Annotated in this window: 22 protein-coding genes and 1 pseudogene; 17 read left to right on the top strand and 6 right to left on the bottom strand. The window is 41.2% G+C overall.

Annotation, left to right across the window (positions count from 1 at the left end):
- The first annotated feature begins 170 nt into the window (after positions 1-170).
- The 9 genes and pseudogenes from ACEYJ7_RS01545 (at position 171) to ACEYJ7_RS01505 (ending at position 6,949) form a co-directional block, all read left to right on the top strand.
- Positions 171-338, top strand: coding sequence for a hypothetical protein (locus ACEYJ7_RS01545; RefSeq protein ID WP_373777290.1), 168 nt, complete (start codon positions 171-173; stop codon positions 336-338).
- A 57-nt stretch (positions 339-395) separates the two neighbouring features.
- Positions 396-827: a GNAT family N-acetyltransferase gene (locus ACEYJ7_RS01540; protein ID WP_373777263.1), complete on the top strand. Its 432-nt coding sequence runs from the start codon at positions 396-398 to the stop codon at positions 825-827.
- A 94-nt stretch (positions 828-921) separates the two neighbouring features.
- Entirely contained in the window at positions 922-1,425 is a 504-nt protein-coding gene (locus ACEYJ7_RS01535; RefSeq protein ID WP_373777262.1) for a hypothetical protein, read from the top strand.
- An 18-nt stretch (positions 1,426-1,443) separates the two neighbouring features.
- A pseudogene (locus ACEYJ7_RS01530) lies at positions 1,444-1,548 on the top strand (GNAT family N-acetyltransferase); the annotation flags it as partial.
- Position 1,549: 1 nt separating this feature from the next.
- The gene (locus tag ACEYJ7_RS01525) at positions 1,550-2,128 is read left to right on the top strand and encodes a UPF0149 family protein (protein WP_373766782.1); all 579 of its coding nucleotides are present in this window, start codon (positions 1,550-1,552) and stop codon (positions 2,126-2,128) included.
- Between the two features lie 11 nt (positions 2,129-2,139).
- Complete coding sequence (locus ACEYJ7_RS01520) at positions 2,140-2,886, top strand: Fic family protein (RefSeq protein WP_373766783.1); 747 nt, start codon at positions 2,140-2,142, stop codon at positions 2,884-2,886.
- A gap of 1 nt (position 2,887) precedes the next feature.
- Entirely contained in the window at positions 2,888-3,058 is a 171-nt protein-coding gene (locus ACEYJ7_RS01515; RefSeq protein WP_373766784.1) for a hypothetical protein, read from the top strand.
- Between the two features lie 463 nt (positions 3,059-3,521).
- A complete protein-coding gene (locus tag ACEYJ7_RS01510; RefSeq protein ID WP_373766785.1) occupies positions 3,522-4,064 on the top strand; it encodes a hypothetical protein in 543 nt (180 codons plus the stop codon).
- 20 nt (positions 4,065-4,084) lie between these two features.
- Positions 4,085-6,949 (top strand): valine--tRNA ligase, encoded by a 2,865-nt coding sequence (locus tag ACEYJ7_RS01505; RefSeq protein ID WP_373777261.1) that lies wholly within the window; start codon positions 4,085-4,087, stop codon positions 6,947-6,949.
- 42 nt (positions 6,950-6,991) lie between these two features.
- On the opposite strand, the gene ACEYJ7_RS01500 is transcribed toward ACEYJ7_RS01505, so the two are convergent.
- The 4 genes from ACEYJ7_RS01500 to ACEYJ7_RS01485 form a co-directional block, all read right to left on the bottom strand.
- Complete coding sequence (locus ACEYJ7_RS01500) at positions 6,992-7,738, bottom strand: class I SAM-dependent methyltransferase (protein ID WP_373777260.1); 747 nt, start codon at positions 7,736-7,738, stop codon at positions 6,992-6,994.
- Positions 7,739-7,835: 97 nt separating this feature from the next.
- The gene (locus ACEYJ7_RS01495) at positions 7,836-8,522 is read right to left on the bottom strand and encodes a M15 family metallopeptidase (RefSeq protein ID WP_373777259.1); all 687 of its coding nucleotides are present in this window, start codon (positions 8,520-8,522) and stop codon (positions 7,836-7,838) included.
- Positions 8,523-8,525: 3 nt separating this feature from the next.
- Positions 8,526-9,665, bottom strand: a complete 1,140-nt coding sequence (gene dapE / locus ACEYJ7_RS01490; RefSeq protein WP_373777258.1) for a succinyl-diaminopimelate desuccinylase — start codon at positions 9,663-9,665, stop codon at positions 8,526-8,528.
- 90 nt (positions 9,666-9,755) lie between these two features.
- Positions 9,756-10,106, bottom strand: coding sequence for an ArsC family reductase (locus ACEYJ7_RS01485; RefSeq protein WP_373777257.1), 351 nt, complete (start codon positions 10,104-10,106; stop codon positions 9,756-9,758).
- Positions 10,107-10,338: 232 nt separating this feature from the next.
- Between ACEYJ7_RS01485 and ACEYJ7_RS01480 the strand changes: the two genes are divergently transcribed.
- Positions 10,339-10,998: a DUF5358 family protein gene (locus tag ACEYJ7_RS01480; RefSeq protein ID WP_373777256.1), complete on the top strand. Its 660-nt coding sequence runs from the start codon at positions 10,339-10,341 to the stop codon at positions 10,996-10,998.
- A 65-nt stretch (positions 10,999-11,063) separates the two neighbouring features.
- On the opposite strand, the gene folP is transcribed toward ACEYJ7_RS01480, so the two are convergent.
- Together folP and rluC are read right to left on the bottom strand one after the other, a co-directional pair.
- Positions 11,064-11,909, bottom strand: coding sequence for a dihydropteroate synthase (gene folP / locus ACEYJ7_RS01475; protein WP_373777255.1), 846 nt, complete (start codon positions 11,907-11,909; stop codon positions 11,064-11,066).
- 3 nt (positions 11,910-11,912) lie between these two features.
- A complete protein-coding gene (gene rluC, locus ACEYJ7_RS01470; RefSeq protein ID WP_373777254.1) occupies positions 11,913-12,875 on the bottom strand; it encodes a 23S rRNA pseudouridine(955/2504/2580) synthase RluC in 963 nt (320 codons plus the stop codon).
- 110 nt (positions 12,876-12,985) lie between these two features.
- On the opposite strand from rluC, the gene ACEYJ7_RS01465 reads away from it, so the two are divergent.
- The 7 genes from ACEYJ7_RS01465 to ACEYJ7_RS01435 form a co-directional block, all read left to right on the top strand.
- Positions 12,986-13,900, top strand: coding sequence for a mechanosensitive ion channel family protein (locus ACEYJ7_RS01465; RefSeq protein ID WP_373777253.1), 915 nt, complete (start codon positions 12,986-12,988; stop codon positions 13,898-13,900).
- Between the two features lie 375 nt (positions 13,901-14,275).
- Positions 14,276-17,272: a ribonuclease E gene (gene rne / locus ACEYJ7_RS01460; RefSeq protein ID WP_373777252.1), complete on the top strand. Its 2,997-nt coding sequence runs from the start codon at positions 14,276-14,278 to the stop codon at positions 17,270-17,272.
- Positions 17,273-17,356: 84 nt separating this feature from the next.
- Entirely contained in the window at positions 17,357-17,968 is a 612-nt protein-coding gene (locus ACEYJ7_RS01455; RefSeq protein WP_373777251.1) for a hypothetical protein, read from the top strand.
- A gap of 147 nt (positions 17,969-18,115) precedes the next feature.
- Positions 18,116-19,039: an aminoimidazole riboside kinase gene (locus ACEYJ7_RS01450; RefSeq protein WP_373777250.1), complete on the top strand. Its 924-nt coding sequence runs from the start codon at positions 18,116-18,118 to the stop codon at positions 19,037-19,039.
- A gap of 69 nt (positions 19,040-19,108) precedes the next feature.
- On the top strand, positions 19,109-20,551 hold the full coding sequence (locus tag ACEYJ7_RS01445; RefSeq protein ID WP_373777249.1) for a glycoside hydrolase family 32 protein: 1,443 nt from the start codon (positions 19,109-19,111) through the stop codon (positions 20,549-20,551).
- A gap of 200 nt (positions 20,552-20,751) precedes the next feature.
- The gene (locus tag ACEYJ7_RS01440; RefSeq protein ID WP_373777289.1) at positions 20,752-21,780 is read left to right on the top strand and encodes a substrate-binding domain-containing protein; all 1,029 of its coding nucleotides are present in this window, start codon (positions 20,752-20,754) and stop codon (positions 21,778-21,780) included.
- Positions 21,781-22,082: 302 nt separating this feature from the next.
- Positions 22,083-22,223: hypothetical protein (locus ACEYJ7_RS01435; RefSeq protein ID WP_373777288.1), on the top strand; the 141-nt coding region annotated here is incomplete at its 3' end.

Genomic DNA, 22,223 nt, shown 5'->3' with positions numbered 1-22,223 from the left:
AAAAACAGACCGCTTGTAAAAAAAGATTGATAGCGGAAGCGTTTACACTTGTGCTGAAAAAAGATGAGTTGGCACAAGCGTAAACGCTTGCGCCGTCGGAGGATAAAATAACCAAAATCGAACAGATTAAAGAACAACAGCGCCAACTGCAAATTCAGTTTAAAGCGTGGATGGACGATAAGAGAAAACGCGAGGTGCTAATCTTCCAACGCCGAATGGGAATATTGTTCGCCATTATCCTGACGGACATGAAGAAATCATTGAATATGCAAAATAATTTAGCCATTTTTACTGTGGATGAAACCGAAAAAGCCCAAACGAGGGAACGTTATAAATAGTATCGTCAGTTGGGAACAGTTAAGTACAGAGCAAGTTTAAGGATTGAAACAAGGCGTATGTGGAAACTAAAAGCATTTAGCGAACTTTCAGTTCAAGAATTGTTTGAGATTTACCAAGCGCGTGTTGCTGTTTTTGTGGTAGAGCAAAATTGTGCGTATCAAGAAGTCGATGAAAAAGACCTGAAAGCCTTACACCTTTTTGCAAAAAATTCAGCAAAACTGACTGCTTACTGTCGGATTATTCCCGAACAAGATGGTGTGCATATCGGCAGAGTGTTGGTAACCAAAGAAGCAAGGGGAACAGGTTTAGCGAAAAAATTGATGGTGCAGGCTCTCACTGTTTGTCAGCAACAATGGCAAGGTGAAAAGGTATATGTACAAGCTCAAGCCTATTTGCAAAATTTTTACCAATCACTTGGGTTTAAACCGATTTCCGAGGTTTATTTGGAAGACGGGATACCGCATTTGGATATGGTGTTGACTATTTAGAAAACTACGAAGTGGTTACAAGCGGTCGAAAACGGGCAAAATTTTGCAAATTCAAACAAACCGACACAGATAACACCCGTGCAGGAGACATTTTATGAAATGTATTGTGAAAATAATCTGTTTGGCACTATTATTGAGCGTGCTCAACGCGTGTTCAACAGCGACATATCCGCCACCGGAGCCTTACGTCGCTGTGAAAGGCAAGCCGTATTATTGGTATCCAAGCGAATATCATATGTATAATTGCTCTGCCCTGCTTATTTTAAAAGAAGGGGAAGAGCACGGATACACCATAGAACATGCCGGCTGTCGTGTGACACATGACGGTAATTTTTCCCCGACAGATTTAAAAGGCGTATCGTTTTACATACGGGGACTTGTGCCGGTGGACCACGTCATTCCGAGTTTCGGACCTTTTGGGTTTTCCAGCCACGGTCGTGCTGAAAGAACATATAAAGTCACGATTAAAGTGTTGGAGGAAAACGATCCGGCGTTAGCCAAATGTAAACGGGTCAATTATCAAGAACTAGAAAATAGCTATTATCGTTATGAGGAATATGTCAAAAATGCCGTGGCGTATGATTGCTACGAGCGGTAGGATTTAGGCGGAAATTTGCAAATATCTTTGCAAGATTTTTACCAATCGCTTGGGTTTAAACCGATTTCCGAGGTTTATTTGGAAGATGGGATACCGCATTTGGATATGGTAAAGCGTGAGTAATATGATGAAAATGATGGATTTTAAACCGCTATCTGAAGACGAATTAGAGGAATTAGATCAACTTATTCTAGAGTACGCAAGTGAAGAAGATGATAGGGGAATTTATTCTCTCGTAGAGTTAGACGGTTTCCTGACTGCTATTCTTTCCTCACCAACCTTAATTCAACCAAGCCAATGGCTGCCAAGATTATGGGGTTATCAAGAACCCCAATGGAAAAATAAGAAGGCTTTAGAACGCTATTTAGATCTTATTTTTCGATATTACAATGAGCTGATTGATCGTTTAAATCGAGGTAAAGGTATTTACTATGCTCAATTTGAAATTCGTGATTTGGGTGATGGTGAATTTTTTATTTCTGAGGATTGGTGCGTAACGTATATGTATGGTATTGAACTTGCAGGAATACAGCAATTACCAAAAGATATTCAACCTGAATTAGATTTAATTAAGTATTATTCTACTTTAGTTGAACAGCCGGATGAAATTACTAATGAAGAATTAAATAGGCAAGCAGAAAAAATTGAAAATGCCGCTTTGAAGATTTATCAATATGTTAAAAATAATTTATATAAACCTTAATAAGTAGATAAATGCACAATCATAAACTAAACCAAATTGAATACTTAAAAAATCAGCTGACTCAATATCGCCCGCTTTCCACTGCGGAAGTGCAACGCTTGCGAGAAGAATTTATTATTGAGAGTAGTTATAACTCTAATGCGATTGAAGGAAATACAATCACATTGCGAGAAACCGTGCTGATTTTAAAAGAAGGTATCACCATTGCGGAAAAACCGATTCGTGAACATTTGGATATTATCGGTTTTAAAGACGCGTTTAATTATATTTATGAATTAGTGGTAAATAATGAGCCATTAACCGAACGCACGATTAAAGATATTCATTCTTTGGTATTAATGGGGAGTGCGGAAAATCGCGGTGTTTATCGTAAAATTCCTGTGCGTATTTTAGGGGCTGAAAACGAACCGACTGCACCTTATTTAATTGCGGAAGAAATGCAACGCTTAATTGAAAAATATCAGCAGAAATTGACCGGACTTCACCCGATTGAAGCCATTAGCTGGTTACATTTGGCGTTTGAGAGTATTCATCCTTTTATTGATGGTAACGGACGAACTGGGCGATTGCTGATTAATTTTGAATTGCTTAAACAAGGTTATTTACCGATTGATATTAAATTTACGAACCGAGCAAAATATTATCAATGTTTTGATGATTTTCATAAGAATCAGCAAAGTACGGTGACTTTAACGGAATTAATTGCGGATTATGAAATTCAAGAGTTAGATCGGTATTTGAGAATTTTGGAGAAATAAAATGACCAAAATCGAACAAATTAGAGAACAACAACGCCAGTTGCAGATTCAATTTAAAGCGTGGATGGATGATAAGAAGAAGCGTGAAGTCGTGACTTATCGACGTGAAAACGGGGATTTGATTGAGCATCATCCAAATGGTTTTATTCGAGTGATTGAATATGCGCAATAATATTGAGATTTTTTTACTTAGTTATTGTGTTTGACAAATCTCCCCTAACCCCTCTTTACTAAAGAGGGGGATCAGATCGAAGAAAATAATCGCTCATCTAAAAAATTGAGCCTCTTTTTGAAGTACTTCGATTTTATATTTTCGTTTGAGCCAGTTCCCCTCTTTAGCAAAGAGGGGTTAGGGGAGATTTGGCAGCGGTAAAAACGAAGTCGGTGAGTAAAATTTGCTTTATCCCTAGCACGGCAAAGCCGTACTAGGTTACGCATAATTCAGCCCCGTTGGGGCTAGGGATTGGAAAAAGAGCCACAGCGTGGCTCATTCAGCCGAAGGCTGATCGTAACCACGTACGGCTTGCTGTATGTGGATTGCAAGCAATTGGGTTTTAGTAAAATCTTGCAAATAAGCGATTACGATAAATTATACTGTAAATACTATCAAGTTAATTTTATTTTAAGGATATATAATGGAAAGATTTATGTCATATTTACTATTGATAATGATAATTTTGGCAATTGTTGCTATTGTTCTTTATATCAAACATAAAGATGAACAGGAATTTTATATATCGTTAGAAAATGTCTTATCTAAACTAGGTGATAATGAAAGTAATAAAACAACAATAATAAGTACTATAGCAAAAGCACTCAAAGATGGAGAGAAAGATGGTACAGCTAAAATTTCTTATAAAAACACAAAAACTATAAAAACAGTTATTACAGAAATTAGTAATGATCAATATGAGCTAGCTAGCCGAAAAATAATAGTTTCGAATCAATTTCTATTTATGATGATATTAATCATATTTTTATGTTTATGTTGTGTATTTGTTTCTTTTTACAGTACTATTTCACCGATAGAATTTTTTGGAATTAATATTCAAGAAGAGTTGGCAATTAAGGTAACTACAATATCTATCACATTATTAGTTATAAATTTTTTATGGACTGGAATAAAAATCAGAATTAAAGATATGTGGATTTCATTAAAAAACAAATTTAAAAGGTAGCTAAATTTAAGAGAAACAAAATGACCCAAAAATTCGAAATGGAAGATCGTTTCGACTCATCGGCAGTCGAACAAGCACTTTATAAACACTGGGAAGAACAAGGCTATTTTAAGCCGAATGAAAACCCGAATGTTCCAAGTTACTGTATCGCAATTCCACCGCCAAATGTGACGGGGAGTTTGCATATGGGGCACGCTTTCCAGCAAACCTTAATGGATACCTTAATCCGTTTTAACCGTATGGAAGGCAATAACACCCTATGGCAAGCGGGGACTGACCACGCAGGGATTGCAACCCAAATGGTGGTGGAACGCAAAATTGCGGCGGAAGAAGGTAAAACCCGCCACGATTACGGGCGTGAAGCGTTCATCAATAAAATCTGGGATTGGAAAGCCTATTCAGGTGGCACGATCGGACAGCAAATGCGTCGTTTAGGTAACTCGATCGACTGGGATCGTGAGCGTTTTACGATGGACGAAGGTTTGTCCAATGCGGTAAAAGAAGTGTTCGTACGTTTACACGAAGAAGGCTTGATTTATCGTGGCAAACGCTTGGTAAACTGGGATCCGAAATTACACACGGCGATTTCTGATCTTGAAGTGGAAAACAAAGAGAGCAAAGGCTCGCTGTGGCATTTCCGTTATCCGTTAGCCAACGGAGCGAAAACGGCGGACGGTAAAGATTATTTGGTGGTGGCTACTACTCGTCCTGAAACGATGTTAGGCGATACAGCGGTAGCGGTTCACCCTGAAGATGAACGTTACCAGTCTTTGATCGGTAAGACCGTGATCCTACCGCTTGCAAACCGTGAAATCCCGATTATTGCGGACGATTATGTAGATCGTGAGTTCGGTACAGGCGTGGTGAAAATTACCCCAGCTCACGACTTCAACGACTACGAAGTAGGCAAACGCCATCAGTTGCCAATGGTGAACGTGATGACCTTAAATGCGGATATTCGTGATGAAGCGGAAATTATCGGCTCAGACGGTAAACCTTTAGAAAATTACACCGCACTTATTCCGGCGGATTATCAAGGTTTAGAGCGTTTTGCGGCGCGTAAGAAAATCGTAGCAGACTTTGAAGCCCTTGGCTTGTTAGAGGAAATCAAACCGCACGACTTAAAAGTGCCTTATGGCGACCGTGGTGGCGTGCCGATTGAGCCGATGCTGACCGACCAATGGTATGTGTCGGTAAAACCATTAGCAGAGGTAGCTACCAAAGCGGTGGAAGACGGTGAAATTCAATTCGTGCCGAAACAGTATGAAAACCTGTACTTCTCTTGGATGCGTGATATTCAAGACTGGTGTATTTCTCGCCAATTATGGTGGGGACACCGTATTCCTGCGTGGTACGATGCGGAAGGTAACGTTTATGTGGCACGCGATGAAGCGGAAGTGCGTACAAAATACAACTTACCGGCAGATTTAGCCTTAAAACAAGATGAAGACGTGTTGGATACTTGGTTCTCGTCAGGCTTATGGACATTCTCAACGTTAGGTTGGCCGGAGCAAACGAAAGAACTCAAAATGTATCACCCGACCGATGTGTTAATCACAGGCTTTGACATCATCTTCTTCTGGGTGGCTCGTATGATTATGTTTACGATGCACTTCATCAAAGATGAAAACGGTAAACCACAAGTGCCATTTAAAACTGTGTATGTAACAGGTTTGATCCGTGATGAACAAGGGCAAAAAATGTCAAAATCAAAAGGGAACGTGTTAGACCCGATTGATATGATTGACGGTATCAGCCTTGAAGATCTGCTTGAAAAACGTACGGGCAATATGATGCAACCGCAGTTGGCGGAAAAAATTGCCAAAGCGACCCGTAAGGAGTTCGAGAACGGTATCGCCCCACACGGTACGGACGCACTGCGTTTCACCTTGGCGGCATTAGCAAGCAACGGACGTGACATCAACTGGGATATGAAACGTTTGGAAGGCTACCGCAATTTCTGTAACAAATTATGGAATGCGAGCCGCTTCGTATTGACCAACGATAAATTAGATTTATCGGCAGGTGACGTGGAATACAGCTTGGCGGATCGTTGGATCCAATCCACATTCAACCGCACCGTGGGCGAGTTCCGTGATGCCTTAAGCCAATACCGTTTCGACTTAGCGGCAAATACCATTTACGAGTTCACTTGGAACCAATTCTGTGACTGGTATTTAGAGCTTACCAAACCTGTGTTTGCCAACGGCACAGACGCTCAAAAACGTGGTGCAAGCCAAACCCTCGTGCGTGTGTTGGAAAAATTATTGCGTTTAGCTCACCCGATTATTCCATTCATTACTGAAGAAATCTGGCAGAAAGTGAAAGGCTTTGCAGGGGTAGAAGGCGACACCATTATGTTACAACCTTTCCCGAAAGTGGAAGAAAGCCAAATTGACGAGGCAGCGGAAATGCAAATCAACTGGTTGAAAGAGTTGATTGTTGCGGTGCGTAATATTCGTGCAGAGTGCAACATCGCCCCAAGCAAAGGCTTGGATTTCTTAGTGCGTAACCTGTCTGACGAACATTGCAAAATGTTAGCGGAAAACGACCGCTTGTTAAAAGCAATGGCGAAGTTAGACAGCGTACAAGTACTTGCCCAAGGCGAAGAGGCTCCACTTTCTGTGGCGAAACTAGTCGGTAACGCAGAAGTGCTAGTGCCAATGGCTGGCTTTATCAACAAAGATGCCGAGCTTGCTCGTTTGAGCAAAGAGATCGAAAAATTGAACGGCGAAGTGAAACGTATCGAAGGCAAACTCAGCAACGAAGCCTTTGTTGCAAAAGCCCCGGAAGCAGTTATTGCCAAAGAGCGTGAAAAAATGCAAGAGTACCAAGACGGACTTGAGAAATTGCAAGCGCAGTATAAGGCGATTGAAGTGCTTTAGTGAGAGAGAAACCGTCGGATCATATCCGGCGGTTTTTTTATATTATTTATGTGATAAATACACATCAAAACGGTGATTTTTGGTTTCTTGGCTGAAGTCGGGTTTTTGTTCGGCAAGGAACGGGGCGTAATCGGGGCGTTTTACCACAACACGTTTACGCGCCAATTGTGTGGCGGGAAAGAAAAAATCATCCGAGTCTGAATCTGCACCGACCAATTGTTGGAATACCCGCATTTCTTTTTTGACTAAGGCGCTTTTCTGCTTGTGCGGATACATCGGATCGAGATAAACGACATCGGCAGCATCTTTTATCGGATCGAGTTCGGCAATGGAATGTACGGATAACAACACCATGCGTTCTTGCATAAATTTGCCGATTTCCGCATCTTGGTAAGCGCGATTTAAACCGTCTTCCAATAATGCGCTGACCACCGGATTGCGCTCAACCAAGTTGACCTTGCAACCGACACAAGCCAAGACAAAGGCATCACGTCCCAACCCTGCCGTGGCATCAATGACGGTCGGCAAATAGTCACCTTTAATACCGACGGCTTTGGCTACCGCTTCACCGCGCCCGCCGCCGAATTTACGCCGATGAGCCATGGTGCCGTCGACAAAGTCCACGGCAATCGCCCCTAATTTCGGTTCGTCGAGTTTACGCAACTCCAAGCGTTCGTTGGTTTGGACTAAGGCTAATGCGGCATCGGGCTGATGACGCAGCTGCCATTTTTCGCAGAGGATTTGGAATGTATCGGCAACATCGCTTTCGTTAATTAATTGGATATTCATTGTTATTAAATTTGTGTGTAGGGGCGAATTACATTCGCCCCAGTATTTTCAATTTATCATTTCATTTTGATGGGGCAAATGTCATTTGCCCCTATAGTTATAAAATGTAATGTTTGAACAATTCAACGATGTGTTCACTTAAACAATTCACTCCCGCCACATCTTCATTTTCCCACGCCGTTTGCAAAATATCAGGCGAAAGTGACCGCTCGTAGTGTTCGGCGATCGGGAAGTAGCTGATATGCCAAGGCTCCATGCCGATTTGTTTACCGTGATCTTGCATAAACGGAAAGTAGAAACCGAATTGTTCCGCATTCACTAAAAGCCAATTGGTTAAACGTTGGAAATAGCCGCCTGTCAGATATTCCCACGGTTCTAACATTAGCTTTTGTCCTTCGGGCAGTAAGTCGGGATCGAAAATATCGATTTCGGTTCCCCAATGATGGCGGCTTGCCCCCGGTACGGCAGACCAGCGTAAAATCGCTTGGCATTTTTGCCAATCATCCGCGCAGCTTAAATCTAACGCACAGCCGTGATCATCGTGAACCTTGCGTTCACCGTTAAACTTCGCATTCCAAATCAATTTTTGCCGTTCAAAATCACGATAAGTACTGGCGGGCTGCAAGTTAAAGCCTGCTTGTTTTGCCGCTTGTTGTAGCTGCAAAAAAGCCTCTACAACTTCTGCTTGTAATGCGTGTTTATCCGATAAGACATTCGGCAATGGCACTAAATGTTCACGGCTTTTGCCCGTGAGGATTTCAGGTAAATTTGCAAAATTTGGCATAAATCAGACCGCTTGTAATAGTAATTTTTCAGCAATTTGGTAATACACTTCGCCACATTTGCCCAAATCATTCACGTTCACACATTCGTTCACTTTATGAATGGTTTGGTTGATTGGACCGAACTCAACCACTTCCGCGCCCATTAATGCGATAAAACGCCCGTCTGATGTACCACCGCCAGTGTCTAGTTTAGGCGTAATTTGTGTCACGTTTTCGACCGCTTGTATCGTGGCTTGAACCAGTTTTCCATTGCCTGCTAAAAACGGTTTTCCCGACAAACTCCATTCAATTCGATGTTTTAAACCGTGTTTTTGCAACATTTCGGCAACTTTAGCTTTGATGATTTCATCATTTACTTCGGTGCAATGACGTAAATTGAACTGCACATAAAGCTCGCCCGGGATCACATTATTACTGCCTGTACCGGCTTTGATGTTGGCAATTTGCAAACTGGTTGGTGGGAAAAATTCGTTGCCGTTATCCCATTGGTAAGAGGTCAGTTCGCTCAAAAATGGTAAAGCTGTATGAACGGGGTTTTCGGCTAAATGGGGATAGGCAACGTGTCCTTGAATGCCTTCAATATAAAGATTGGCAGTAATCGAGCCACGGCGACCGTTTTTCACCACATCGCCTAGCTGTTTAGTGCTGGACGGCTCGCCCACTACGCAATAGTGGATCGGCTCTTGGCGTTGCATTAGGGTTTCCACCACTTTCACCGTGCCGTCTTTGGCCGCAGCTTCTTCGTCAGAGGTAATGAGTAAAGCAATTTTGCCTTGATGATTTGGGTTGTTTTTCACAAAGGTTTCGCAAGCGATCACCATTGCCGCTAAAGAACCTTTCATATCCGCCGCTCCACGCCCGTAAAGCATATCATCGACAATGTCAGCGGAAAACGGCGGATAAGTCCATTGGCTTTCATCGCCTTCAGGGACAACGTCAGTATGTCCTGCAAAGGCAAGGCAAGGTTCGCCTTCTCCATGGGTTGCCCATAGATTTAAGGTATCGCCAAAAGGCAACCATTCCAACTTAAATCCGACCGCTTGTAGCCGTTCGGCAATCAGTTGTTGGCAACCTTCATCATTCGGGCTGATAGATTTACGTTGGATAAGGGCTTGGGCGAGTGAAATAATTTGATTTTTCATATATGTTTATTATTACAAAATTGTAGGGTGGGTCTTGACCCACCACTCACGAATAGATATTTAAACGGTGGGTCAAGACCCACCCTACAGCTATTTACCAAAAGCCTTTTGGTACTCTTTCTCATCAAACCCAATCAACGCCACATTATCAGCAATCACAATCGGGCGTTTGATTAAGGTTGGTTGTTCGTTTAACACCTTTAATGCCAGTTCTTTATTGAGATTATTTTTAATCTCATCATCCAGCCCACGCCAAGTGGTGCTACGTTTATTGACTAAGTTTTCCCAGCCAAATTTCTCTGCCATTTCAGCCAGCCATGCAGAATTTAAGCCATCGACTCGATAGTCGTGCAGTTGTGGGTTTAGGTTGTTATCCGCAAGCCATTTGATCGCTTTTTTCACGGTATCACAGTTTTTAATGCCATAAACTAAAGTGGTCATTTTTTATCCTTTTCTGAATTAAAGCTGGGTTACTCTAGTGTTTTTTAATGGATTAAACAAGCCTGTCTTAGGTAATTTTAAAGACAAATAGGATTGAACAGTTTTAGTAATCGCTTAGATTGTCAATAATTTTAAACTTGTGTGATTAATGGATTTTTAGTGAAAATTCTTTTAACGGGAGAAAGTATTTTCCTGTACAATTTTCTCGATTATTTCAACGAGAGCGTTATAGATGAAAAAACAGTTTTTTAAACTCATTACATTCACGTTAACTACATTTTTAACAGCTTGTAGCAGTTTTTCCGGACTTGGTTTCCATACTCATACTGATGGACCGAGATATAAAATTGCTGATGAAGATGTGAAAAAATGGATTGTGGAGCGCAATAAAACTGAACAGTGTTTATATCCGAAAGATATTCGTTCTAATCGTGGAACACTGTCTGACGGTCAGCTCTTTTTATATCAAATGGCGGTTTATCAACATACGCTAAACAATGTGATTGGGACGCGTGATTATGACATTATTATGCTCGACCCCGCCTCTCAGCAATATTTGGCAAAAAAGCTCCAACAGTTCAATCATACTAAAAGCGTGCAATTTGAAAAAGCCTGGTGTGATAACTTGAAAGCAGAATATAAACAAGCCATTCAACAGACTAAAGCGACAATTAAAAAACAACAGTCCGAACAAGAAGCCAAAGAACTTGAGGTGAAAAAGCAGCAGACTAAAAAAGAGCAGAAAATTCGTGAAGAAGCGTATAAACAAGGTGCTGAATTAGCGCGTCAAGAAGCGGCTCAACAACAGGAGCAATCTCAAGAACCGGAAATAAAATGGGATCGCACAAAAATCAGTTGGGATCCGGCAAGTCACGATGAATATTCGTTTTAATGCGAAACACTAAGCAAAAAGGCGTATGAATGTAAATTCATACGCCTTTTTGATTAATAAAGGAATTACTCACATTCCAGCATTGCTTGATAAATTTTCAACGCATCTGCCGTTTCGGCAACATCATGAACACGTACGATTTTGGCACCGTTTTGTACGGCAAGTAATGCGCCGGCAACAGAACCTGCAACACGTTGATCGACCGGTTTATTTAATACGGCTCCGATCATCGATTTGCGTGAGAGTCCGGCAAGTATCGGATAGCCGGAATCGGCGAAAACTTTTAAATATCTGAGTAGTTGGTAGTTATGCTGTACGGTTTTACCAAACCCGAAACCCGGATCGAGAATGAGATGCTCTTTGGCAATTCCGGCAGTAATACATTCAAAAATTCGTTGATTTAAAAAATCTGCGACATCTTCTACCACATCTTCATAGATCGGATTTTCTTGCATATTTTGTGGGGTGCCTTGCATATGCATAATACACACAGGGAGCTGTAATCTGGCTGCCGTCTCCAAGGCGTTAGGTTCGGTTAATGCTCGGACATCATTCATGATATCCATACCGACCTTAGCAGCTTGTTTAAATACCTCCGCCTTGGAACTATCGACCGAAATAAAGCAATCGAAACGTTTATGTACCGCTTCGACTAACGGAACGACTCGCTTAAGCTCTTGTTCTAGTGTAACAATTTCGGCATTCGGGCGGGTTGATTCACCGCCGATATCGATAATATCCGCCCCTTCATTGAGCATTTTTTCTACTTGGAATAAGGCTTTATCAAGAGAAAAAAATTTACCCGAATCGGAAAAAGAATCCGGTGTAAAGTTGAGAATACCCATAATTTTAGGGGATGAGAGATCTAACAAGCGGTCAGAACCGAGCTGATTTTTGTAAAAAATTTTCATGATTTATTTTTCCATTCTCAACGTGGATAACACCGATTTTAACGACTTATCCAACGGCGCGGTAACTACCATTTCCTCTCCGGTTTTCGGATGTTCAAAGCGAATTGAATAGGCGTGTAAAAACAGGCGGTTTAAACCCGCTTGTTGCATTTTTTGGTCAAATTCACGGTCGCCGTATTTGTCATCAAGTGCAATCGGATGCCCTGCGTATTGAGTGTGCACACGGATTTGGTGAGTTCTGCCCGTAACGGGCGAAGCTTTGACTAAAGTTGCTGTGGCATAACGCTCTTCAATACTAAAACGGGTTTCAGACGGTTTGCCTTCTTCGCTCACTCGCACAATGCGTTCGCCGCTGGCTAATTCGTTTTTCAATAGCGGTGCTTTAATCACTTTAACGTGCGATTGCCACTGCCCACGCACGAGTGCAAGGTAATCTTTTTGTACCACTTTTTCTCGCAACTGTTCGTGCAAACTACGCAATGCGGAACGTTTTTTAGCCACGAGCAGTAAACCCGAAGTATCTCGGTCAATACGATGAACTAGCTCTAAAAAACGGGCTTCAGGGCGTAATGCTCGCAAGGCTTCAATCACGCCGAAACTCAAACCGCTACCGCCGTGAACGGCAATGCCTGACGGTTTGTTAATCACTAACATCACATCATCTTCATAGAGAATTTGTTGTTCAAGTTCTGCGACTTTGTTGAGTTTGGTCGAAATCGGTGCTTCATTTTTTTCTGCCACACGCACAGGCGGTACTCGCACAATATCGTCCGTTTGCAACTTATATTCGGGTTTGATCCGCCCTTTGTTCACTCGCACTTCGCCTTTACGAACAATGCGGTAAATCAGGCTTTTCGGCACACCCTTAAGCTTGGCAAGTAAGAAGTTATCCAAACGTTGCCCGGCTTCATCATCACTGATGGTAAAAAATTGGACGCCGGCACTGATTATTTTTTCTGTTGACATTCTCATTTCAAAAAATAGGAAAAATTCAGTGAATTCTAGCATAAATTCCCTTAAAAATGGGTTCGCTCATGCTAGAATACGCCGGTTTTATTAATTAATCGGAGAAAACAATGACAGCCCCTGCTGAAACAGCAAAAGAAGCTACGGATATCACTATCCCTCCTGAAGCAAAAGAAATTCTTAGTGATGTAAAAAACCTTGAATTTCAACAGCTTTTACAAGACTGGATTATTCCTTACGGTACAAAATTATTAATTGCCATTGCGATTTTTATTGCCGGACGTTATCTCGCTCGCATATTTAGTAATTTAATCGGCAGAGCCGTACTGGCCTCAAGTAAAGACGAAATGTTACAGAGTTTTGTCAGCTCTATCGCCTATTTCCTGTTTTTATTAATTACGATCATCGCGGCACTTTCACAACTGGGGATTAATACCAGTTCACTAGTTGCCTTAATCGGTGCGGCGGGCTTAGCCATTGGTTTGGCATTACAAAATTCGTTACAAAATTTTGCAGCGGGTGTGATGTTGCTGATTTTCAAACCGTTCAAAAAAGGTGACTTTATTGAAGCGGGTGGTAGTGCAGGTAAAGTTGAGCAGATGGGGATTTTAATGTTAGAACTACGTACCGGAGACAATAAGACGGTATTGGTTCCGAACGGAAAAGTCTTTGCGGACAGCATCACTAATTACTCTCGTAATGAAACGCGCCGAATCGATTTTATTTTTGATATTAGTTATGAATCGGATATTGAGAAAGCGAAAGAAATTGTCCACCAAATCCTGTTTGATGATGAAAATGTACTCAATTATCCTGAACCGACAATTGCGGTGGGGAATTTAGCCGCGAGCAGCGTGCAGCTTTTTGTGCGTCCTTGGGTGCAAACCGCAAATTATTCAGATACACAATTTGCGATTTTAGAGAAAGTGAAAGTTGGCTTTGATAAAGCAGGTATTTCCATTCCATATAATCAATTGGATTTACATTTACCTCCTCAAACGTCATTGACGTTATCTAAATCTTAAGCACCATTACAAGCGGTCTGATTCGAGTCGTTTTTTGCAAATCTATTCGAATTAACCGCTTGATTTTTTTATCCTAAATTCCCCTACTTTTGCCTTTCTATTTCTCTCTTAAAATGCCATAATGATTCGCTTTTTCCGTCTATGATAACCGCACGGCGGTTTTGCAAAAAATAGCAGAAAACGCACCGCTTGTTATACAAGCTAAGTGATTGATTATGCAGTCAAGATTTGAGTGTAAGACATAAGACAGATCACATTAGAACATACGGCTTCAGTCAGTTTGTCCTCAGACAGTCGGGAGATTGACGCACAAGCAAAAACACGAACCCAAGCCGTATGAGCAGAACAATATGAAAAATAAAATGAGAAAACACAATGAAAAGAATGTTAATCAATGCAACTCAAAAAGAAGAGTTGCGAGTTGCCCTTGTTGACGGGCAACGACTGTTCGACTTGGACATTGAAAGTCCGGGACACGAACAAAAGAAAGCGAATATCTACAAAGGTAAAATTACCCGTGTCGAACCGAGTCTGGAAGCGGCATTTGTCGATTACGGTGCTGAACGTCACGGTTTCCTTCCGTTAAAAGAAATTTCTCGTGAGTACTTCCCTGAAGGCTATGTGTTCCAAGGTCGCCCGAATATTAAGGATATTATTCAAGAAGGGACGGAAGTCATCGTTCAAGTCAGCAAAGAAGAACGCGGTAACAAAGGTGCGGCGTTAACCACATTTATTTCGCTTGCCGGCAGTTACCTCGTGTTAATGCCGAATAATCCTCGTGCCGGCGGTATTTCCCGTCGTATCGAAGGTGATGAGCGTTTAGAGCTTAAAGATGCGTTAGACAGTTTAGAAGTGCCGGATGAAGTCGGTTTAATCGTACGTACTGCCGGTGTCGGTAAATCACCCGAAGAGTTACAGTGGGACTTAAAAGTCTTATTACACCATTGGGATGCAATTAAAAAAGCAGCAGGATCTCGTCCTGCGCCATTCCTTATCCACCAAGAAAGCGACGTAATCGTGCGTGCAATTCGTGATTATCTCCGTCGTGATATCGGTGAGATTCTGATCGATAACAAAAAGGTGTTTGAAAAAGCGAAAAATCACATTCGTTTAGTCCGTCCTGATTTTATCAACCGTGTGCGTCTGTATGAAGGCGAAGTACCGTTGTTCAGCCATTATCAAATCGAGTCGCAAATTGAATCGGCATTCCAACGTGAAGTGCGTTTGCCATCAGGCGGTTCTATTGTGATTGATGTGACCGAAGCTCTGACGGCTATCGACATCAACTCGTCCCGCGCAACTCGTGGTGGCGATATTGAAGAAACCGCATTAAATACCAACTTGGAAGCGGCAGACGAAATTGCTCGTCAGTTACGTTTGCGTGACTTGGGCGGTTTAATCGTGATCGACTTTATTGATATGACCCCAGTTCGTCATCAGCGTGAAGTGGAAAACCGTATCCGTGAAGCAACACGCCAAGACCGTGCAAGAATCCAGTTTGGACGTATTTCTCGTTTCGGCTTGCTCGAAATGAGCCGTCAGCGTTTAAGTCCATCGTTAAGTGAAGCGTCATCACACGTTTGCCCACGCTGTCAAGGCACAGGCAAAATCCGTGATAACGAGTCGATTGCTTTATCCATTTTACGTCTACTGGAAGAAGAAGCGATTAAAGAAAATTCGGCACAAGTTCATACGATTGTACCGGTTCAAATTGCAACTTATTTATTGAACGAAAAGCGTAAAGCGATCAGTGATATCGAAAAACGCCATGAAGTTCAAGTCATTGTGGTGCCGACAGAAAATATGGAGACACCACATTTTAGTGTCTATCGTTTACGTGAAAATGAAGTGGTACCGACTTTAAGTTATGATTTAGCAAAACGTTATCAAGAACGTGAGGAAGAAGCCGCAGTTCCTTCAGCCTCCTATGAAGAAGCTTTAGTGACACGTAACGAACCGGTCATTACTGTCGAATCGGTATTGCAAAGTTCAGAACTTAATTTACAACCGGCTCCGACACCGGTAAAAAGAGAGGAAGTAAAACCGTCATTCCTTAGCCGTTTAATTGCAAAAATAAAAAGTTTCTTTGCACCGGAAGAAAAAGAGCCGGAGGCAAAACAAGCAATTAAAGGCAAAGCCCGTAATCAGCGAGAACGCCGTCAACAACGACGTGAGCGACCAAACCGTAACGAACGTCAACAAGACAAAAAGATCTCGCAGTCACAAGCTGAAGTTGCTGTAGTTAAAGACAATATTCAAAGCGAGTCGAAAAAACGTCGCGAAGTGGTTGAAGAAGTCGTTGGATCACCGGCAAAGCAAGCCGAACGTCAACCACAACGTGAAAGTAAAGTGGCTGAGCGTCGTCAGCGTCGTGAATTGCGTAAAAAAGTGCGTGTAGATGCGGTCGTAGATATTACAAGTAATGAAATTGTTGAAGAAAATCTTCAGCCAAAACCGATTGAAACTCCTGTTGTCATTAAACAAGAGCAACAACCAAAACCAAGTAATGTGATGGCATCAACGCTGCTCGAAACGGAAGTCTCAGTAGAAAATAATCTAAATACCGAAGAACGTAGCGAAGTCCGCGAAGGCTCTCGTCAACGTCGTTTACCTCGCCATTTACGTGTCGGTAACCAACGTCGTCGCGAACGTCGTGAAGACGTAATGCCTGCAGCTATGCCATTAACGGCGGCAGTGGCTTCGCCGGAACTTGCAAGCGGTAAGATTTGGGTGAAATTTTACGAATCGGCAAAAGTTGTTTCGGAAGAAAAACCGCATTTCTTATCCGTAGATGAAATATTGCAACAGCAGGATCAGGATGAAAAAATAACCGTAGAAGCTGAAAAAGAATCTACCGTACCGTTTGGTAATTTTGTTGCACAAAGTACAAATCGTGATCTAGTGAAAGAAAATCATGAACGTCGCGGAGTTTCGGAAGACAATGTTATAAAAACCGAAAAACCGGCAGTGAAGTCGAGCCAACCTTTTGGAATGGTTGTTGCACAAGCTACAGAACGTGATTTAGTGAAAGAAAATCAAGCGCGTCGTAAATCCGTCAAAGCGGATATTCAAGCAACTGAGTCGCATATAGTGGAAAGCAAAGATGTGATAGAACCGAAAACGGTAGTTGATGCGGTGCCCGTTTATCAAAGCAACTATCAGTTTGAGGGCAAATTAGGTACCTTCTCTCGCGTAGTACATACTCAGTCTGATACCGCCATCGCTGCAGCACCGATAGTACAAGCGGAACCTGTAGTGATCACAGAATGGCAACATTCTAAGTATTATTTCTACGGTAAAGGGTTTGGCGGGCATACGAGTGCAGTTAGTCATGTTTATTCGGCTCCGCGGGTTGCTTCAACGAATAGTTAGCGGTATTGTATTAGCCCTAGGGGAAATATCCTTTAGGATTGGTTTCTAAAAAGCGGTAATTATTTTATCTAAGAGGGACTTTAAATGAAAAAATCACTATTAGCGGTTCTTGTTTTAGGTGCAACTATTTCTTTAAGCGGTTGTGATAACGGTAAGGCAAAATTAGAAGCCGATTTAAAGGCCTTAGAGGCTAAATTGGTTGAGGTTCAAAAAGCGTCGGATGAGAAAGTTGCGGCAGTACAAAAATCTGCAGATGAAAGAGTGGCAGAAGCTCAAAAAGCCGCAGAGATTAAAATTGCTGAGATTCAAAAACAGGCAGATGATAAAATTGCAGAAACACAAAAATTAGCGGATGCAAAAGTGGCTGAAATCCAAAATTCAGTTGCTAATCAAATTGCAGAAGCGAAAAAAATCTCGGAAGAAAAATGGGAAGAGATGAAAAAGACGCTGGAAGCAAAATTAGATCAACCTGCAGTTGAAGAGAAAAAAAGTAAGCTCTCGGAAACGTTTGATGACGTGAAAAGCAGTTTGGATAATACAATGAAGGAAGCTCAAGGTGCAATTGCAGATAAAATGGATAGTTTTGGGAAAGCAATGCAAGAAGCCGCATCCGATTTAAAGGCCGGTTCTGAGAAAGCGGCGGAAGCTGTAGAGCAAAAGGCGGAAGAAGCGAAAGCTGCAACAGAAACGAAATAAACCTTTAGAATAAAAAATTAAAATGCCAACCTTCGGGTTGGCATTTTTTTAGGGTAAATTTTAGTCAACTGCGGGATCTTAAATTGCAAAACTAAACCGTTTTAGCTACTATTTCACATATTATTTAACTAATCACGAGGGGAATGTATGAGTAAAATTTGGGTACTTGGTGATGCTGTTGTCGATTTAATTCCTGATGGAGAAAGCCACTATCTACGTTGTGCCGGTGGTGCACCGGCCAATGTGGCGGTTGGTGTTTCTCGTTTAGGCGTGGAGTCCGGATTTATCGGAAGAGTGGGAAATGATCCGTTAGGTAAATTCATGCAACAAACATTACGTGCAGAAAATGTGTCAACAGAACATATGATCCTCGATCCTAAGCAGCGGACCTCAACTGTTATTGTCGGGCTTGATGATGGTGAACGCAGTTTCACTTTTATGGTTAACCCAAGTGCTGATCAATTTCTTGAAGTATCGGATTTACCGACATTTCACACCGGTGAATGGCTTCACTGTTGTTCCATTGCATTAATTAATGATCCCTCTCGTTCTACCACGATTGAAGCTATTCGCCGTATTAAAGAGGCTGGTGGCTTTTTCTCTTTTGATCCAAATTTACGTGAATCACTTTGGGCATCCTTAGATGAGATGAAACAGGTTGTTAATAGCGTAGTAGCCATGGCGGATGTATTAAAATTTTCAGAAGAAGAATTAACTTTACTGACAAATACCACAACATTAGATGATGCAACCAAAGCAATTACAACGCAGTACCCGAATAAACTTATTATTATTACTTTAGGAAAAGACGGCGCGATATATCATTTAAACGGTGAAAGTAAAATCGTTGCCGGTAAGGCTTTAAAACCGGTAGATACAACTGGTGCGGGCGATGCTTTTGTAAGTGGTTTATTAGCCGGTTTATCTCAAGCGGAAAATTGGAAGCAGGAGTCTGTATTAATTGATGTGATTCGTAAAGCGAATGCATCCGGCGCGTTGGCAACAACGGCAAAAGGAGCAATGTCGGCATTGCCGAATAAAATTCAACTGGAAGAATTTTTAGCAAGTTAATCGACAAGGACGCATGAAAATGCGTCCTTTTTAGTAAGAGATAATTCATTTCAATACGAGGGGAAAGCAATGCATATTTTTAATCAAGGTAAATATAAAAGCCTTCATGCCCAACAAGAAGGCGAATTGGCGGAAATTCGAAAAATCGTAGAACAAGATCACGATTTTCGTCCGACTTATCATTTGGTTCCTCCGACAGGATTACTCAATGATCCTAATGGCTTGATTTTTGACGGTGAAAAATATCATATTTTTTATCAATGGTTTCCGTATGATGCAATTCACGGAATGAAGCATTGGAAACATTATATTACAAAGGATTTTCAGCATTTTTCAGAAGCCGATCCGCTGATTCCGGATGAGATGTTTGAATCTCACGGTTGTTATTCCGGTGGTGCTATTTTATGGGACAATAAGATTGTTGCGTTCTATACAGGAAATACGCGCCGAGCAAGCGATAATCAACGTGTTCCTCACCAAAATATTGCAATCTTTGATAAAGCCGGAAAGTTACTTGAGAAGCGTTGCATTATTGATCAAGCTCCGGCAGGTTATACCGAGCATGTACGTGACCCGAAACCTTTTGTTACCGCGGAAGGCAAAATCCGCTTTGTATTGGGCGCTCAACGTGAAAATTTAAGTGGTACGGCGCTATTGTATGAAATGGATAATTTGGAGGATACGCCACGTTTATTGTCTGAATTGGCGATTGCTGATTTTGATAATAGCCATGTATTTATGTGGGAATGTCCGGATTTATTTCATTTGGATGGTAAAGACATTTTTGTATGGTCTCCACAAGGTAAATCACGTGAAGCCCGCTCTTTCCAAAATAATTATCACGCAACTTATGCGCTTGGTCAGCTAAGTGGGAATATTTTAAATGCCGAGCATATCGAAGAATTAGACTATGGATTTGATTTTTACGCACCACAAACGATTCAAAGTGCCAAAGGTATTTTATTTGGTTGGATTGGCTTGCCGGACCTGACTTATCCGACCGATAAATATAAATGGCATTCTATGCTAACGATGCCTCGTCAAATGAATGTAAAAAATAGTAAACTTTATCAGTTTCCTGTCAATGAAATATGTGCTAAACTTGCTAATAAGCAAACGATTCGTATAAATGGCAAACAAGAAATTGCTAATTTAGAGACATCATATTTACAAATTAATGTCCAAAACCAACCGCTTGTTGTGAAGTTTTTTAATAATGTAAAAGGACAACATCTTGTCTTGCGTTATGAAAACGGTTTGTTGACGTTAGATCGTTCTGCTTCGGAACAGACAAAAGAGATGAAAAAATTCGATTTGCAGCGCCATTGTGAGGTTGAGCGTTTAGAGCATATTGATATTTTCTTTGATCGTTCTGTTGTTGAGATTTTCTTAAATCATGGGGAAAAAGTTCTCACATCACGTTTCTTTATTGCAGATCGTGAAAATGTGATTGAAACATCCCGCGCACTTGATATTCAAGTTGCAGAAATGAATGAGATTACGTACGAATAAGGACAAAATAAGAGGCTGGTTTGTCAATGACCTAATCAGCCGCTTATGAATAAGGAGGTTTGGAAGATTTTTAGAGGAACTTACCGCTTGTCATCTCACGCATGATATTGGATGTATGATAAGCCACTTTTGCGCTTTACTGTTGGAGCGTGATAATTATTTAAGAATAACAATAAATATTAAAAGGAGTGACGACAATGATGAACGTCAAACAAGAAAGAAAGCGGGTTACGCTAAATGATATTGCTGAAATCAGTGGTGTTTCAAAAACTACTGCAAGTATGGTACTGAACGGACAAGCAGATTTGTTTCGTATTAAACCGGAAACCCGCCAAAAAGTAGAAGATATTGCGAAGCAATACGGATATAGAGCTAATGCTCATGCTAAAGCGTTAAAATTACGACGTACTAATGTGATTGGGCTTGTTATCCCGGATCTGACTAACTATGGTTTTGCGTCTACAGCAAAAACATTGGAGATGCTTTGCCGTGAAAACGGTTTACAGTTAGTTATTGCTTGTTCGGATGATAATCCACAACAAGAAAAACTCGCGGTTGAGCGTTTGTTAGATCGTCAAATCGATCTTTTGATTACGGCGCCGACGCATCAAGATCCTAAATATTATAGAGGTGTATTTAGACAAACCCCATTATTGCAACTCGACCGTCGAGTTCCGGAATTGGATCTTCCTTATGTCGTGAGCCAAGATTCAGCCAAGATTGCTGAATTGGTTGAGCGAGTGGTCAGAACTTATCAATTGAAAGAATATTACTATTTTGGCGGATTACTTTCCCTTTCTCCGAGCGAATCACGTTTAAACGGTTTTCGCCAAGGGCTAAGACAAGCGAATTTGACGGAGCAAAAAGGTTGGATCATGCACCGAGATTATCAATCTTATTCCGGATATTTAATGATGAAAGAATTAGTTGATCGTTTGGGGCGTTTGCCGGAATCGGTTTTTACCGCTTCTTATACGATTTTAGAAGGTGTCCTTCGTTATTTAACCAAACATAAGCAAATGGATAAACTCCTAAATCGTGAGCTTCATTTATCAACGTTCGATGATCATGATTTATTAAATGCATTGCCTTTCCATATTCATTCGATTAAGCAGGATCATGAACAAATTGCGAAGCAGATTTTTTTATTAATTCGCCAAAAACTACAAGGTAAGCAGGTAGAAACTGAAGGCATTCGTGTTGATTGTGAGGTGATTTGGCGCGACTAGTCGGAGCATCATATTGTATAGCTTGAAGCAATATGAATAATTGTTAAAATTTTTAAACAACTTGTTGTGCTGTTTTAATAAAATTGAAATTATATAAAATACTGATTTTTAATAAATGCTAGATTATTATGCTGATTTTTTGGTATTTTTCTAGCATTTTTATTTATTAAATCGGTCAAAGTCTCAAATTATCTCCGTTTTAAGTTCTTTACTTTTCCCTGATTATTAGGCATATTCGCCAACCTGCCCAACACTTTGTGTTGGATGCAAAAAGAGAGTTGTTTTTTTTGAGGATATTTACCGTGTCTAATGTTCAATCTTCTGCGTCGAAAAGAGAAACGTTCTCCGGTCGTCGTGCATTTATTATTGCCTCTATCGGTTCGGCGGTCGGTTTGGGAAATATTTGGCGTTTCCCTTATGTGACTTACGAAAACGGTGGTGGT

The organism is Glaesserella sp., assembly GCF_041814905.1.
Lineage (GTDB): Bacteria > Pseudomonadota > Gammaproteobacteria > Enterobacterales > Pasteurellaceae > Glaesserella.
The sequence above is the reverse complement of the archived record's forward strand: the minus strand, read 5'-3'. Positions and strand labels throughout refer to the sequence as shown.

Excerpts from the sequence above, each read along its gene's own strand:
- ACEYJ7_RS01440 (WP_373777289.1), top strand. The coding sequence starts at position 20,752 with ATGAACGTCAAACAAGAAAGAAAGCGGGTTACGCTAAATGATATTGCT.
- rne (WP_373777252.1), top strand. The coding sequence starts at position 14,276 with ATGAAAAGAATGTTAATCAATGCAACTCAAAAAGAAGAGTTGCGAGTT.
- rluC (WP_373777254.1), bottom strand. The coding sequence starts at position 12,875 with ATGTCAACAGAAAAAATAATCAGTGCCGGCGTCCAATTTTTTACCATC.
- ACEYJ7_RS01450 (WP_373777250.1), top strand. The coding sequence starts at position 18,116 with ATGAGTAAAATTTGGGTACTTGGTGATGCTGTTGTCGATTTAATTCCT.
- ACEYJ7_RS01525 (WP_373766782.1), top strand. The coding sequence starts at position 1,550 with ATGATGAAAATGATGGATTTTAAACCGCTATCTGAAGACGAATTAGAG.
- ACEYJ7_RS01500 (WP_373777260.1), bottom strand. The coding sequence starts at position 7,738 with ATGAATATCCAATTAATTAACGAAAGCGATGTTGCCGATACATTCCAA.
- ACEYJ7_RS01515 (WP_373766784.1), top strand. The coding sequence starts at position 2,888 with ATGACCAAAATCGAACAAATTAGAGAACAACAACGCCAGTTGCAGATT.
- dapE (WP_373777258.1), bottom strand. The coding sequence starts at position 9,665 with ATGAAAAATCAAATTATTTCACTCGCCCAAGCCCTTATCCAACGTAAA.
- ACEYJ7_RS01480 (WP_373777256.1), top strand. The coding sequence starts at position 10,339 with ATGAAAAAACAGTTTTTTAAACTCATTACATTCACGTTAACTACATTT.
- ACEYJ7_RS01545 (WP_373777290.1), top strand. The coding sequence starts at position 171 with ATGGACGATAAGAGAAAACGCGAGGTGCTAATCTTCCAACGCCGAATG.
- ACEYJ7_RS01495 (WP_373777259.1), bottom strand. The coding sequence starts at position 8,522 with ATGCCAAATTTTGCAAATTTACCTGAAATCCTCACGGGCAAAAGCCGT.
- folP (WP_373777255.1), bottom strand. The coding sequence starts at position 11,909 with ATGAAAATTTTTTACAAAAATCAGCTCGGTTCTGACCGCTTGTTAGAT.
- ACEYJ7_RS01540 (WP_373777263.1), top strand. The coding sequence starts at position 396 with ATGTGGAAACTAAAAGCATTTAGCGAACTTTCAGTTCAAGAATTGTTT.
- ACEYJ7_RS01535 (WP_373777262.1), top strand. The coding sequence starts at position 922 with ATGAAATGTATTGTGAAAATAATCTGTTTGGCACTATTATTGAGCGTG.
- ACEYJ7_RS01520 (WP_373766783.1), top strand. The coding sequence starts at position 2,140 with ATGCACAATCATAAACTAAACCAAATTGAATACTTAAAAAATCAGCTG.
- ACEYJ7_RS01445 (WP_373777249.1), top strand. The coding sequence starts at position 19,109 with ATGCATATTTTTAATCAAGGTAAATATAAAAGCCTTCATGCCCAACAA.
- ACEYJ7_RS01505 (WP_373777261.1), top strand. The coding sequence starts at position 4,085 with ATGACCCAAAAATTCGAAATGGAAGATCGTTTCGACTCATCGGCAGTC.
- ACEYJ7_RS01485 (WP_373777257.1), bottom strand. The coding sequence starts at position 10,106 with ATGACCACTTTAGTTTATGGCATTAAAAACTGTGATACCGTGAAAAAA.
- ACEYJ7_RS01455 (WP_373777251.1), top strand. The coding sequence starts at position 17,357 with ATGAAAAAATCACTATTAGCGGTTCTTGTTTTAGGTGCAACTATTTCT.
- ACEYJ7_RS01465 (WP_373777253.1), top strand. The coding sequence starts at position 12,986 with ATGACAGCCCCTGCTGAAACAGCAAAAGAAGCTACGGATATCACTATC.
- ACEYJ7_RS01510 (WP_373766785.1), top strand. The coding sequence starts at position 3,522 with ATGGAAAGATTTATGTCATATTTACTATTGATAATGATAATTTTGGCA.